The organism is Saccharopolyspora sp. CA-218241, from assembly GCF_050954615.1.
Taxonomy (GTDB): Bacteria; Actinomycetota; Actinomycetes; order Mycobacteriales; family Pseudonocardiaceae; genus Saccharopolyspora; species Saccharopolyspora cebuensis.
In genome coordinates this window covers 985,910-998,541 of record NZ_CP191860.1, presented here as the reverse complement: position 1 = coordinate 998,541, position 12,632 = coordinate 985,910, and the positions used below count along the sequence as shown (strand labels likewise).

Genomic DNA, 12,632 nt, shown 5'->3' with positions numbered 1-12,632 from the left:
CTCGGTCGGGCTCGGCTCGGTACCCGTCGCCCCGGGACCGGCCGAACACGCCGAAAGCCCGGTAAGCCCCAGGCCGACGACGGCCACGACGAGGGGACGGGGTCCGCTGATCGGAGACCCCGTTCCGCGCCAGGAACGACGTGCCGCCGGCATCACGCCGGAAGCCTCGGCTCGATCTGCCGCGCGACCTGTTCGGCCTCACCGCACGGATCCGGCACCGCCGCCATGTCGTAGGCGGTCACGTTGACATCCACGATCCCGCCGCCCGCGTCGAGGATGACGGAGCAGATGCCGTTTCCGCCCGATCCGGCCGTGACCGCGATAGCTGCTCGTCGACCGTTGATGTCAATCTCATCGAACCGTTCGAAGTTGTTCTTCCCGTATTCGGCGAAGCCCTCGGTCTGGTTCTTGGTCAGGGAGAGCAGGACGTCCTCTCCCTCGTAATCGCACCCCGGCTGCGATGCCACGGCGTCGACCTTCTCGGGCGGACCGGTGACACCTGCGGTCGCGAGGTCTTCCTCGGTCAGGAAGGCGCACGGATCGAAGTCGGCCAACCCGGCGCCCGGCTCCGCCGACGGCTCGGCAGGCGGTTCGCCCTGGCCGCTCGAGCACCCGACCAGCGCCATCGAGGCGACGAGCGCCATCGCCACGACCGAGCCATGGGAAATGCGGTTCACTGAATACCTCGCTGCAAGTCCTCGGTGATCTTCTCTTCGGTCGCCTGGTAGTCGCGCGCCGCATCCCGGTAGGACCGGGCGAGGGACTCCAGCTCGGAGATCATCTGGCGGAGGAGTGGGATCGCCCCCGTACCTCCTGCGGATGCCTTGTCGACGAAGCGCTGGGTGAGCTCCTGCCCGTCCGGGTAGTCGCCGAGCCCAGACAGACGCGTGATCATGTCCGCATCGCGCAGCATCTTGGTGAGCTCGCGTGCCTCGTCCTCGCAGTGCTTCGCGGCGTTCTCCGCCGCGTCCGGCTCGAGGGCGAGCTTGCCCGCGCCGACCGCCTTGCCGATCCAATCGCGCTCCGCGGCGACGGCCTTCAGGCCGATCGCCGCACCGGCGAATCCCGCTCCACCGCCCACCGCGCTGGTCATGGCCATCCCTCCGGGCTCCGGTGATCCATCGCTCAGCCGGGAACCACTGTAGTCCCGACGAACGGGTCATCGGGGCGGTTCCCGGCAAAGCTGGCGGAGCGCCCGGAATTCACCCGAACGGCTCCTGCCGCAGGTGTTCACGCGCGAGCGGGGCGGGAAGTTGCCCGGTGCGGGCGGCGCGCCCGTTCGGTCAACACCGCCCGCGCCCGAAGGTCGCCCCGCTAGGCTCGGAGGCGCCACCGTCGCACCGAGGAAGTCACCGGACATGACCCACCGCCGGGCGCCCGCCGTCCACCCCCGACCCGCGCTGGCCGAGGCATGACCGGGCCGCCCTGGCAGCAGCCTCCCGGCCCCGGATGGGGCGGACCGCACGGCGGGCCCGATCCGCGGTTCGGGCCGCCTCCCGGACCCCCACCTCCCGGACCGCCGCCGCACCTGCCCTGGGGCGAACCGCCGCGACCGCCGAAGCGCGGTGGCGGACCGCTGCTCGCGCTGCTGCTGGTCGGCGCGGTGCTGGTCACCATCGGGGCGGTGGCGATCGGCGTCGCGCTCACCTCCGGCGACGCGTCGAACGCGGGCGCCACCGCGACCAGCAGCACCGAACCACCGCCGACCTCGACGACCACCACCACGAGCAGCAGCGCCACCACCAGCGCACCGCCGACCAGCAGGGCGCCCGGGGCCGAGACCGCCCCCGGTCCGCGAGCGGTCGTCGCGCTCGGCGACCACCCGATCAACGTCGCGGGCAACGGCGCGGTCAACACCTCGTGCTCGCTGCCCACGTTCAGCACCGACGTCGCCGCGCAGGACGCCTTCTACCAGGCCGCGCTGCCGTGCCTGGTGGAAGCGTGGACACCCGCGCTGGAGGAGGCGGGCCTGCCGGTGGAGACGCCGACCGTGGTCACCACCGGGACCGACGTCGAGACCCCGTGCGGCGTGCGCGGGTGGGACGAGACGGCGATGTACTGCCCGGGCAACCACACCATCTACATGACCGCGCGGTACTACTCCGAGGTGGAGGGGATCACGCAGGCGGGCGCCTACCTCGGCCAGTTCGTCCACGAGTTCGGCCACGCGGTGCAGGGCATGGTCGGCATCCAGACCGCCTACGGGCAGGCGAAGCAGGACGCGGGCGAACCCACCTCCCCCGCCGCGCTGGAGCTCACCCGGCGTTCCGAGCTGCAGGCGACCTGCTTCGAGGGGATGACGTTGGCCGCGCTGCAGAACGGCGGCCTCAGCAACGACTACGTCTTCCCGGCGCTGGAGGACTCCTCGAACCGGGGCGACGAGTACAACGTCCACCGCGACCACGGCAGCGTGGCGACCAACCGGGCGTGGGTGGAGCAGGGCTTCTACAAGAACGAGGTCACCCAGTGCAACACCTGGTTGGCCGCGGCCTCCGACGTCGACTGACGCCGGTGCGCGCTCATGGCCGCCGGATGCGCAGCATGACGGCGTAGCAACCGCCGCTGACGGCGGCGAGGGTGAGCAGCACCCAGTTCAGCCGGTCGGCCAGCGCGCCGCGGTCCGAGGTCGGTCCGCCCGCGGGCAACGCGGTGAACTCGCCGGAGGGCTCGACGGGCACCAGCACCTCCAGCCGCTGCCCGTCGACGTGCCCGCAGCCGTCGTAGCGCACCCGGTGCGGCCGTCCGTCCACGACGACCTCGACCAGGTCGCCCCGGGTGCTCCGGGCGCACGGCTCGGGTTCCAGGACGGTGGCGGTGGCGCGGCGGAGCTCGGCGCGGGGACCGGCGGTGAGCTGCGGCCACATCGACGCGGCCAGCACCGCGATCCCGAGCAGCCCCAGCACCAGAAGGATGGGCCCGACCGCCACGGCCCCGCGTTGCCTCCGCACACCCTGGATCGTCCCAGAAACGACTCACCCGGTCGTGCGCACTCGTGGCACCGCCGGATCACGGTTCGGCAGGGGTCACCTTGCGGACGTAGAGCAGCCGGTCGCCCGCCTCCACGGCGTCGGCCTCCGGCGCGTCCACCCGGTAGAGCTGCCCCTCGCGGACCACGCCGAGCACGATGTCCGGCAGGTGCCGGGGCGAGCCGCCGACCTCCTTCGGATCCACCTCGCGCTCGGCGATGGCCAGGCCGACGTCCGGGGTGAGCAGGTCCTCGAACATCTCCACCACCGACGGGGTCGAGGTGGCCATGCCGAGCAGCCGGCCCGCCGTCTCGCTGGAGACCACCACCGAATCGGCGCCGGACTGGCGCAGCAGGTGGACGTTCTCGGCCTCCCGCACCGCGGCGACGACCTGCGCCTTCGGGGCGAGCTCCCGCGCGGTGAGGGTGACCAGCACGGCGGTGTCGTCGCGGGCGGGCGCGACCACGATGGCGCGGGCGCGCTGCACGCCGGCGACCCGCAGCACGTCCGAGCGGGTGCCCGAGCCGTTCACCGTGACCAGGCCGAGCGAGGACGCCGCCTCCAGCGCGGCCTGGTTGGTGTCGACCACGACGATGCGGCCGGCGTCGATGTCGTCGCCGAGCAGCGCCGTCACCGCCGACCGCCCCTTGGTTCCGTATCCGATGACCACGACGTGGTCGCGCACCTTGGACCTCCAGCGTTGAATGCGCAATGCCTGCCGGGAGCGCTCGGTGAGCACCTCCAGCGTGGTACCGACCAGCACGATCAGGAACAGCACCCGCAGCGGCGTGATGACCAGGACGTTGACCAGCCGGGCCATCGGGCTCACCGGGGTGATGTCGCCGTACCCGGTCGTCGACAGCGACACCGTGGCGTAGTAGACGCAGTCGAGCAGGCCGAGCTCACCGCCCGCGCTGTCCTTGTACCCGTCGCGGCCGAGGTAGACCAGCACGACCGCGATCGCCAGCGCGATCCCGGCGCCGATGACCCGGCGGATGATGGACTGCGCCGGGCTGACCCCGGGGCCGGGCATCCGGATCACGCCGACGAGGGTGTGGTCCGGCCGGTTGGTCAGCCCGTCGGTGAGCTCCTCCTTGTTCCTGCTGCCGACGAACGGGTGCGCCAGCCGGGCGGCGCGGCGGGGGCTCATGGCACGTGCTCCTGGTGAAGGGGTGCGGGACCGGCGGGCGGCGGTGGCTCGGGGACGCGAGCGGTCGCCGCTTCCGCCGGAGGCCGAAGCGGTGTCGTCGACGGGCACCGACCGCTCACGGCGATGACGGTAACCCGCGCGGAGCGGCGCGCCGCGGCACACCACTGCGCTGTTTCAGTAACAGGTGCCACACGGTGTCCAGATGACCTTGTCCAGTACCACGTAGGGCGATTTACCATGCTCCGGTGCAGCGATTCGAGCACGCGGCCCGCGCCGTCGGCTGGAACGGCGACCTCGTCCCGGACGTCGACGTGCTCGGCGCCCGCTTCACCGCCGTGGCGCGGTTGCGCCCGGAGGTCCACCGGTGGCGCACCGACCACGGCTGGGTACCCGAGCTCGACCCGCACCGCTTCCGCCCTTCCGCCGACGCGCACCCGCACGACCAGGTGCCGGTCGCGGCCGTGGACCTGGTCGGCATCCTGGTCCCGGTCTCCCGCGCGCGGCACGCGTTGCGGGCGTGCGGCACCCTGATGACCCTGGCGCCCTGCACGGTGGTCCTGCCGCCGAACTACCCGTACCGGGCGTGGTCGATGCTGGAGCTCGACTACTACGGCATCGGGGTGGTCAGCGGCGGCCAGGACGACCCGGCCGATCTGGTGGTCCGCCCGGAGGACCGGTCCGCCGAGTTCGGTTCCTCCACCTTCGGGCGCTGGCTGCTGGAAGTCCTCTACTCCCGACTCCTGGAACACGACCGGGAACGCACCGAAAACCCCACCTGACCGGCCACCCCCAACCCGACCGGACCTGTCAGGCACGGGGCCGCCAGCCGAACCTGCACTCACCAGCCACCGTCAGGCAAGCGGCGAAGCCGCTTCCGCCTTGCCCCACCCTCGCCACCGGCACCGCCGCGGGTTCTCAGCGGTCTTCTCGCGAGGACGCCCTGACGCCGTGCACGTGGTGGGTACATGAGGAAGGGCGCCCGGAGCGAGCAGGCCGCTGAGGTTCCGCCACCCGCACCGCCACGCAAAAGGACCACAACACCAGAAGAACTCAAGCCACCACGTATTCGTGCCAATTGAGGGCTTCTGAATTCCACCGCATCCCGCGGCCGTCCTTGAGCGAGCGCAGCGCCTGCATGCAGTGCGGCCAGCGGCGGATCACGTTGGCCACGGCGACCGGGGTCATCATGTCGGCGGTCCGGTGGTGCTCACCGGGGCCCAGCAGCGCGATCCCGCCCGGGGTGTGCAGGATGTCGCTGAGCGTGACCTGCCCGGACAGGGCGGCCTGCTCCACGCTCACGATGCTCTGCGGTTCCAGGTCCGCGGGCCAGGCGCGCCGGTCGATGTCGCTGGCGACCGGCTGCTCGCAGCCACCGCACTTGCACTCGAACTCCGAGGCCCAGCCGTGCTGTCGCCAGGACCAGATCACGGCCCCGCCGCTGTCGAGCTCGGAGAGCGCGGCGACGTGCGGCCACGCGCCGACCACGGCGCCCAGCACCGTCCTCTTCGACGCCGTGGCCGCGCCGGGCCCGTCGAACGACCAACCACCGGTGTCGTCGCGGTGCACGCGGACCAGCGGGGCGCGCATCGCCAGCACGTCCTCGTCCACGTCCACTTCGGTTTCCGGCGGTGCCTTGAGCTTCCAGTCCGTGTTCATCGCGGGCATGTTCTTCCGCCGAGGACCGGCAACTCAAGCCAGTTAACTCGAAGGTGTATTCATGCCAGCGGTTCCGGTGATCGTGGCCGAGTCCCGGCGACGGTCGGCTACCGGGCCTCGGGCACGGCGCTGATCAGGTCCCGCAGCCCGTCTGCGTCGAGCAGGTCGGTGGGCCGCAGCGTGCGGTCGTGCCGGACGTAGTGGAAGGCGGCGCGGACCCGCTCCACCGGCGTGCCGGACAGCTCCGCCCAGGCCAGCCGGTACGCCGCGAGCTGGACCGACAGCGCGGGCAACCGCTCGTCGGGCGGCACCGCGCCGGTCTTCCAGTCCACCACCGTCCAGCCGCCGTCGGCGTCGGCGAACACCGCGTCCATCCGGCCCCGGACCACCACCCCCCGCACCTGCGTCTCGAACGGCACCTCGACGCGGTGCGGCGCGCGCTCCGCCCAGGACCCGGCCAGGAACGCCCGGCGCAGCGCGTCCAGGTCCTCCTGCGGCGGGGCGGATTCGTCCGCGGCGCCGGGGAGTTCGTCGACGTCGAGCAGCGCGTGGGAGGTGAACCGGTGTTCCAGCCAGGCGTGGAACGCGGTGCCGCGCCGGGCCATCGGGTTCGGCGGGAAGGGCAGCGGGCGGCGCAGCCTGCGGGCCAGCGCGTCGGGATCATCGGCGAGTTCGACGAGCTGGCTGACCGACAGGTGATCGGGCAGCCGGACCTGCTCCCGGCGCCGCGCGGCGGCGTCCCGCTCGGCGAGCAGCACGTCCACGTCCCGCGCCCAGGCCTCCGCCTCCTCGTCGAGCTCCGCCTCCTCGTCGGGCTCCGCCGCGCCGTCCGGGGGTGCGGCCAGCGCCGCGCGCACCAGTTCGGCGCCTTCGGTGACCGCGGACCGCCTGCCCGCCAGCGGGTCGGCGGGCCAGCTCGCCGAGCGCACCGCTTCGGCGAGCGGGTTGGCCGCGTCCTCCTCGGGCTGCTCGGCCCAGCGGTCGATCACCCCGGCGCCGGAACCGCGCAGCGTCTCGGCGAGTTCGAGCAGGAACTCCGACGGCCCCTTCGGCTTGGTGCCGCTCTCGGACCACCAGTGCCCGGACAGCAGCAGGGTCCGCTCGGACCGGGTCACCGCGACGTAGAGCAGCCGGCGCTCCTCGGCCAGCCTGCGCTGCTCGAACCCCTCCTCGTGCGCGTCGAGTTCGGCGGTGAGCTCCTTGCGGTCCATCCCGGCGAGCCGGTCCAGGTCCAGCGCGGGCAGGTCGCGCGCGTCACCGCGCAACCCGGCGGGCAGTTGGGTCACCGAGCGCAGCCAGCTGGAACTCTTCTTCCTGCCGGGGAACACCTCGCGCACCAGGTGCGGCACCGCGACCACGGCCCACTCCAGCCCCTTGGCGGCGTGCGCGGTGAGCACCTGCACCCGGTCCTCGGCGACCTCCACCTCGCCCGGCTCCAAGCCGTCCTCGGCCTGCTCGGCGGCCTTGAGGTAGTCCAGCAGCGCGGGCAGCGTGGCCGACGGGCTGGCGGTGGCGAACTCGGTGACCACGTCGGCGAAGGCGTCGAGGTGGATGCGTCCGGTGCTGGTGGGCCGGGCCAGGCTCTCGATGTCCAGCAGCAGCGAGCGTTCCACGTCGGCGACCAGCTCGGGCAGCGGCTGGTCGAGGCGGCGGCGCAGCGCGGCGAGTTCCTTGCCGAGCCGCCGGATGCGCTGGGCGCCCGCGGCGGAGTACCGCTCCGGTTCGCCCGGGTCGTCGAGCGCGTCGACCAGCCCGGCCTGCTCGGCGGCCTCCCCGGGCAGCGCCTCGGCCACCGGGGAGTCGCCGCCCGCGGGTGCGCCCTGCCCGCCGAGCTCGCGCGCCCGCTCCCACAACGCGGCGAGGTCGGCGGCGCCCAGCCGCCAGCGGGCACCGGTGAGCAGCCGCATCGCCGCGGTGCCCGCCAGCGGGTCGACCAGCACCCGCAGCGCGCTGACCAGGTCGCGGACCTCGGCCTCGTCGAGCAGCCCGCCGATCCCGACCACCTCGACGGGCAGCCCGCGATCGCGCAGCGCGGCGGCCACGTCGGCCATGTCGGAGCGGCGGCGGACCAGCACGGCGGCGGTCGGCGGCGAGCCGGTCCCGTCGAGCTCGGCGTGCCACTGCGCGGCGACCTGGTCGGCGACCCAGTCCCGCTCCTGCCGGACGTCCTCGGTCAGGGCCAGCCGGATGTCCCCGGCCGCAGCGCCGTCCCGGGCCCGCAGCTCCTCGACTTCCAGGAGGCCACGCGGAGAAGGCGGAGCCTGCTGCGCGGTGTCCACGCGGCGACCCGCTGCGTTGTCGTCAGTCGCCGCAGCTCCGCTGCGACTCCTTCCTCCGCCTTGCGGCTCATCCACGGGGACACCGCTCGCGACGGCAGCCCCTCTCCGCGCGGCCTCCGGGCCGAGCTCGCGCAGCGGCGCCGACACCGCGTTGGCCAGGTGCAGCACCTCGGGCGGGTTGCGGAAGCTGGTGAGCAGCCCGTAGCGCCGGGCCGGGCCGTCCTGGCGGGGGAAGTCGGTGGTGAACCGCGGCAGGTTGGCCGCGCTCGCCCCGCGCCAGCCGTAGATGGCCTGGGCGGGGTCGCCGACCGAGGTGACCGGGAGCGCCGCGGCCTCGCCGAACAGCGAGCGCAGCAGCACCCGCTGGGCGTGCCCGGTGTCCTGGTACTCGTCGAGCAGCACCGCGCCGTAGCGCTCCCGCTCCCCGGCCACGACCTCCGGGTGCTCGCGGGCCAGCAGCGCCGCCAGCGACATCTGGTCGGCGAAGTCCATCGCGCCCTCGCGCCGCTTGTTGCGGGCGTACTCCTCGACCAGCGGCAGCAGCGCGGTCCGGAGCCGCTGCGCGGCGATGACGTCGGTGAGCTCCTTCGGGATCTTCGCGGCCTGCCGCTTGGCCGGGGGCGCGTCCTCGATCTCCCGGCACAGCCGCGCGGCGTGCTCCCGCAGCGCCGCCGGTTCGACGAGGTGCTCGGCCAGCTCCCCGGCCAGCGCGAGCAGGTGGCCGGTCACCGTGGCCGGGACCTTGTCGGTGTCCAGGTCCTCGGTCCAGGTCGCCACCACGCGGTGCGCGAGCTGCCAGGACGCGGTGGCGCTGAGCAGCCGCGCGCCCGGTTCCACCGGGATGCGCAGGCCGTGCTCGGCGACCAGCCGCCCCGCGTAGGCGTGGTAGGTCAGCACGGTCGGTTCGGCGACCGCCACCTCGGCGCGCAGCTGCCCGCCCGGGTCGACCTCGTCGAGCAGCCCCGATCCGGCGAGCCGACGCAGCCGGGCGCGGACCCGGTCGGCGAGCTGGCGGGCGGCCTTGCGGGTGAAGGTCAGGCCGAGGACGCGTTCCGGGGTGACCACCTGGTTGGCGACCAGCCAGACCACCCGGGCGGCCATCGTCTCGGTCTTGCCCGCCCCGGCCCCGGCGACCACCAGCGCCGGTTCGGGGGGCGCGGCGATCACCGCGGCCTGCTCCGGCGTCGGCGGGTGCAGGCCGAGGGCCTGGGCGATGCGGTGCGGGGTGATCACCGGCCCACCTGCCTGCCCGCCGGGTGCACCGGGCAGCTCGTCCGCGCCGGGCAGCGCCCGCAGTCGCTGTTCTCGGTGGCCAGGTAAGCCGGTCCGACGCTGTCCGCGGCGGCGGAGTGCACCACGTCCAGCCACACCTCGATCCGGTCCTCGTCCAGCGCGGCCTGGCCGCGTTCGGTCGCGGCGCCGTGCTTGTCGGCCTTGGCGACGTAGAGCAGCCGGGCACCGCCGGGCTCGGTGCCCTCGGCGTCGCCGAAGGCGCCCAGCGCCGCGGCGAGCTGGTACACGGCCAGCTGCGGGTGTTCCTCGGCGTCCTTCTTGGACACCGGCTGCTTGGCGGTCTTGACGTCCACGACCACCGGGCGCCCCTGCGCGTCGACCTCCAGTCGGTCCACCCGGCCGCGCAGCCGCAGCCACGGCCCGTCGTCGCGGGGTGCCACCTTGAGATCGAGGTCCCGTTCCACCCCGGCCTGGGTCAGTTCGCCGCGCGAGGAGCCGAGCCAGCCGAGGAACGCCTCCAGCATCCCCTGCACCCGCACCCGCTCCCGGCGGGAGAACCAGGGCGCGCCCGCGTCCACCGACTGCCACGCCTCGTCGAGCTCGCGGCGCAGCTGCTCGGCGTCGGCGCCCTCGGCCGCGCGCTGCACCAAGGCGTGCACCAGGGTTCCGGTGATGGAAGCGAGTTCGGCGGTGTCCTGGCCGCCGTGGCGCTCCAGCATCCAGCGCAGCGGGCAGGTGCTCAGCGTCTCCACCGTGGACGGCGACACCCGCACCGGCTCGTCACCGGCGAACAGCGGGGTGGTGGTCGAGCTGTCCGGCAACCCGTACCAGGTGCCGGGGTCGGCGCCCGGCACGCCCGCCTCGGCCAGCCGGGCGAGCTGCGCGGCGGCGCGGCGGCGGCGCCCGGGGTCGGACTCCGCATCGCACACCACCCGCCGCAGCTCGCCGACCAGGTCGGCCAGCGACAGCCCCCGTTCCGGCGCGACGACCGGGCGTTCGGCGGTGTCCGGGTCGCTGACCACGCCTTCGAGCTCGTCGAGGAACCGGGACGGCTGCTCGTCCTCGCCGCGCACCGCGCTGACCAGCAGCGACCGCCGGGCCCGGCTGGCCGCCACCAGCAGCAACCGGCGCTCCTCGGCCAGCAGCGGGGCGGTCGCCGAGACCCGGGCGTCCACTCCGGACAGCACGTCGACCAGCCGCTCCACGCCGAGCAGCGAGCCGCGCGAGCGCAGGTCCGGCCAGACGCCCTCCTGCACACCGGGGATCGCCACCACGTCCCACTCCTGGCCGGTGGCGGCGTGCGCGGTGAGCACCGCGACCGCGTTGTCCCGGGGGGCCTTCGGCGCCAGCGAATCCCCGGCGATCTGCTGGCCTTCCAGGTAATCGGCGAACACCGCCACGTCGGCCCCGGGCAGCCGGTCGACGTGCTGCGCGGCGGCCTCGAACAGCGACACCACGGCGTCGAGGTCCCGATCGGCCTGCGCCCCGGCGACGCCGCCGCGCTCGCTGGCCGCGACCCAGCGCCGTTCCAGCCCGGTGGCCTTCCACACCTGCCACAGGACCTCCTCGACGGAGCGACCGTCGCGGGCGGATTCGGTCGCGGTGCGCAGCAGGCTCGCGATCCGCCGGGCCGGGGCCGCGGCGGCGTCCTCCAGCGCGGCCAGCTTCTCGTCGGTGCGCAGCGCCTCGGCGAGGAGTTCACCGCTGGGCCGGTCGCCCCCGGCGGCCACCTCCAGCCGCCGCAGCCCGCGCCGCAGCCTGCGCAGCGCCAGCGGATCGGCGCCGCCCAGCGGGGAGGACAGCAGTTCGGCGGCGGACTCGGCGTCCAGCGCTTCCGGCCGGGCCGCGCAGCGCAGCAGCACCAGCAGAGGGCGGATCGCGGTGCGCTGCGCCAGCGGCACGTCGTCCACCGGCAGCGCGATCGGCACCCCGGCGGCCAGCAGCGCGCGGCGCAGCACCGGCAGCGACAGCCCGGTGGAGCGCACCACCACCGCCATCCGGGACCACGGCACCTCGTCGATCAGGTGGGCGCGGCGGAGCTGATCGGCCACCCAGGACGCTTCCTGCGCCTCGGTGGCCAGCAACCGGACCTGCACCGAGCCGTCGGCGCCGTCCTCGGTCGCCCGCAACCGGCGCTGCGGTCCGGTGGCGGGCAACCGCTCCGCGAGCCTGCGCACCGCGTCCCGGACCGCGCCGGACATCCGGTGGTCGACGGTGAGGACCTCGGTGCTGGTCCCGCCCGGGTCGGCGTCGAGCAGCTGGCGCGGGTCGGCGCCGCGGAAGCCGAACACGGCCTGGTCCGGGTCCCCGGCCAGCACGCACTCGGCCGCCGTCTCCCCCAGGCGCCGCACCAGCCAGAACTGCTGCGGGTCGAGGTGCTGGGCGTCGTCGACGAACAGGTGGCGCACCCGCTGCCGCTCGGCGGTGAGCAGCTCGGGGTCGCCGTCGAAGGCGAGCAGCGCGGAGCCGACGAGCTCGGCGGCGTCGAGCGCGGCGGCCTGCGCGCCCCCGGCCCCGCGCAGCAGCGTGACCTCCTCGTACTGCCGCCCGAAGCGCCCGGCGGCGATCCACTCCGGACGGTCGTGGCGCTCCCCGAGTTCGATCAGCCCTTCCGGGCCGATGCCGCGTTCGGCGGCGCGGGAGAGCAGGTCGCGCAGCTCCTCGGCGAACCCGGGCACGGTCAGCGCCGGGCGCAGCGCTTCGGGCCAGTCCGCGGCGCCGAGCTCCACGTCCCCGGCGAGCAGTTCGCGGATCAGCACGTCCTGGTCGGGTCCGTTGAGCAGTTGCGGCGGCGGCAGCTCGTCGCGCGCGGCCTGCAGGCGCAGCACCGCGAAGGCGTAGGAGTGGACGGTGCGGACCAGCGGTTCGGCCGCCGTGCGCAGCGGCCCGTCGTCGCCGGTCAGCCGCCGGGTGATCGCGGTGCGCATCCAGGCCGCCGCGCGGCGGCTCGCGGTGAGCACCAGGACGTTCTCCGGCGCGACGGCACCGCGCTCGATGCGGCGGGCGACGGCCTCGGCGAGCAGCGTGGTCTTGCCGGTGCCTGGTCCGCCGAGCACGCGCAGGAATCCCGAGGAGCGCTCCAGCACGCGCTGCCCGGCGGCGTCCCAGCTCAGCCGCGCCGGGATCGGGTCGCGGCGGACCAGTACGGGGGCGGTCGGGGCGGGCACGACGTCGATGGAACCACGTGCGCCGGACGCGCTGGCGCAGGGAGGGCGGCGGTTCGCGATCGGGCTCACGTCCTCCGTTTGGTGGTTTAAACCAATTCCCGGGCTCTGGGACTCTTCAGCTCCGCGGGTCGCTCCCCCCGACGGCCCGGTCCCCCACGGCGCGCGACCGCGCGCCCCCGCA

At 74.4% G+C, this 12,632-nt stretch carries 9 protein-coding genes; 2 read left to right on the top strand and 7 right to left on the bottom strand.

Annotated features, from left to right (window positions below):
* Nucleotides 1-152: 152 nt before the first annotated feature.
* Nucleotides 153-677 carry a DUF3558 domain-containing protein gene (locus tag ACQP0T_RS05000; RefSeq protein ID WP_433871512.1) on the bottom strand — a complete coding sequence of 175 codons (525 nt, stop codon included), beginning with the start codon at nucleotides 675-677 and terminating at the stop codon, nucleotides 153-155.
* On the bottom strand, nucleotides 674-1,093 hold the full coding sequence (locus ACQP0T_RS04995) for a hypothetical protein (RefSeq protein WP_433871511.1): 420 nt from the start codon (nucleotides 1,091-1,093) through the stop codon (nucleotides 674-676). Before ACQP0T_RS04995 ends, ACQP0T_RS05000 begins: the two co-directional genes overlap by 4 nt.
* 318 nt (nucleotides 1,094-1,411) lie before the next feature.
* Here ACQP0T_RS04995 and ACQP0T_RS04990 point away from each other — a divergent pair, with 318 nt between their 5' ends.
* Entirely contained in the window at nucleotides 1,412-2,506 is a 1,095-nt protein-coding gene (locus ACQP0T_RS04990) for a neutral zinc metallopeptidase (protein WP_433871510.1), read from the top strand.
* 13 nt (nucleotides 2,507-2,519) lie between these two features.
* Here ACQP0T_RS04990 and ACQP0T_RS04985 read toward each other — a convergent pair whose 3' ends face one another.
* Together ACQP0T_RS04985 and ACQP0T_RS04980 are read right to left on the bottom strand one after the other, a co-directional pair.
* Complete coding sequence (locus ACQP0T_RS04985) at nucleotides 2,520-2,948, bottom strand: hypothetical protein (RefSeq protein WP_433871509.1); 429 nt, start codon at nucleotides 2,946-2,948, stop codon at nucleotides 2,520-2,522.
* Nucleotides 2,949-3,006: 58 nt separating this feature from the next.
* A complete protein-coding gene (locus tag ACQP0T_RS04980; protein WP_433871508.1) occupies nucleotides 3,007-4,116 on the bottom strand; it encodes a potassium channel family protein in 1,110 nt (369 codons plus the stop codon).
* Nucleotides 4,117-4,361: 245 nt separating this feature from the next.
* Between ACQP0T_RS04980 and ACQP0T_RS04975 the strand changes: the two genes are divergently transcribed.
* On the top strand, nucleotides 4,362-4,895 hold the full coding sequence (locus tag ACQP0T_RS04975) for a hypothetical protein (RefSeq protein ID WP_433871507.1): 534 nt from the start codon (nucleotides 4,362-4,364) through the stop codon (nucleotides 4,893-4,895).
* Between the two features lie 271 nt (nucleotides 4,896-5,166).
* Here the strand turns inward: ACQP0T_RS04975 and ACQP0T_RS04970 are convergent, their stop codons facing one another.
* The 3 genes from ACQP0T_RS04970 to ACQP0T_RS04960 all read right to left on the bottom strand — a co-directional run bounded on the left by ACQP0T_RS04970 (nucleotide 5,167) and on the right by ACQP0T_RS04960 (nucleotide 12,451).
* Complete coding sequence (locus tag ACQP0T_RS04970; protein ID WP_433871506.1) at nucleotides 5,167-5,772, bottom strand: hypothetical protein; 606 nt, start codon at nucleotides 5,770-5,772, stop codon at nucleotides 5,167-5,169.
* A gap of 107 nt (nucleotides 5,773-5,879) precedes the next feature.
* The gene (locus ACQP0T_RS04965; RefSeq protein WP_433871505.1) at nucleotides 5,880-9,284 is read right to left on the bottom strand and encodes an ATP-dependent helicase; all 3,405 of its coding nucleotides are present in this window, start codon (nucleotides 9,282-9,284) and stop codon (nucleotides 5,880-5,882) included.
* Nucleotides 9,281-12,451, bottom strand: a complete 3,171-nt coding sequence (locus ACQP0T_RS04960; protein WP_433871504.1) for an ATP-dependent helicase — start codon at nucleotides 12,449-12,451, stop codon at nucleotides 9,281-9,283. Before ACQP0T_RS04960 ends, ACQP0T_RS04965 begins: the two co-directional genes overlap by 4 nt.
* Nucleotides 12,452-12,632 lie beyond the last annotated feature (181 nt).

Coding starts and splice junctions, on each gene's coding strand:
- ACQP0T_RS04995 (WP_433871511.1), bottom strand. CDS start 1,093: ATGACCAGCGCGGTGGGCGGTGGAGCGGGATTCGCCGGTGCGGCGATC.
- ACQP0T_RS04990 (WP_433871510.1), top strand. CDS start 1,412: ATGACCGGGCCGCCCTGGCAGCAGCCTCCCGGCCCCGGATGGGGCGGA.
- ACQP0T_RS04980 (WP_433871508.1), bottom strand. CDS start 4,116: ATGAGCCCCCGCCGCGCCGCCCGGCTGGCGCACCCGTTCGTCGGCAGC.
- ACQP0T_RS04970 (WP_433871506.1), bottom strand. CDS start 5,772: ATGAACACGGACTGGAAGCTCAAGGCACCGCCGGAAACCGAAGTGGAC.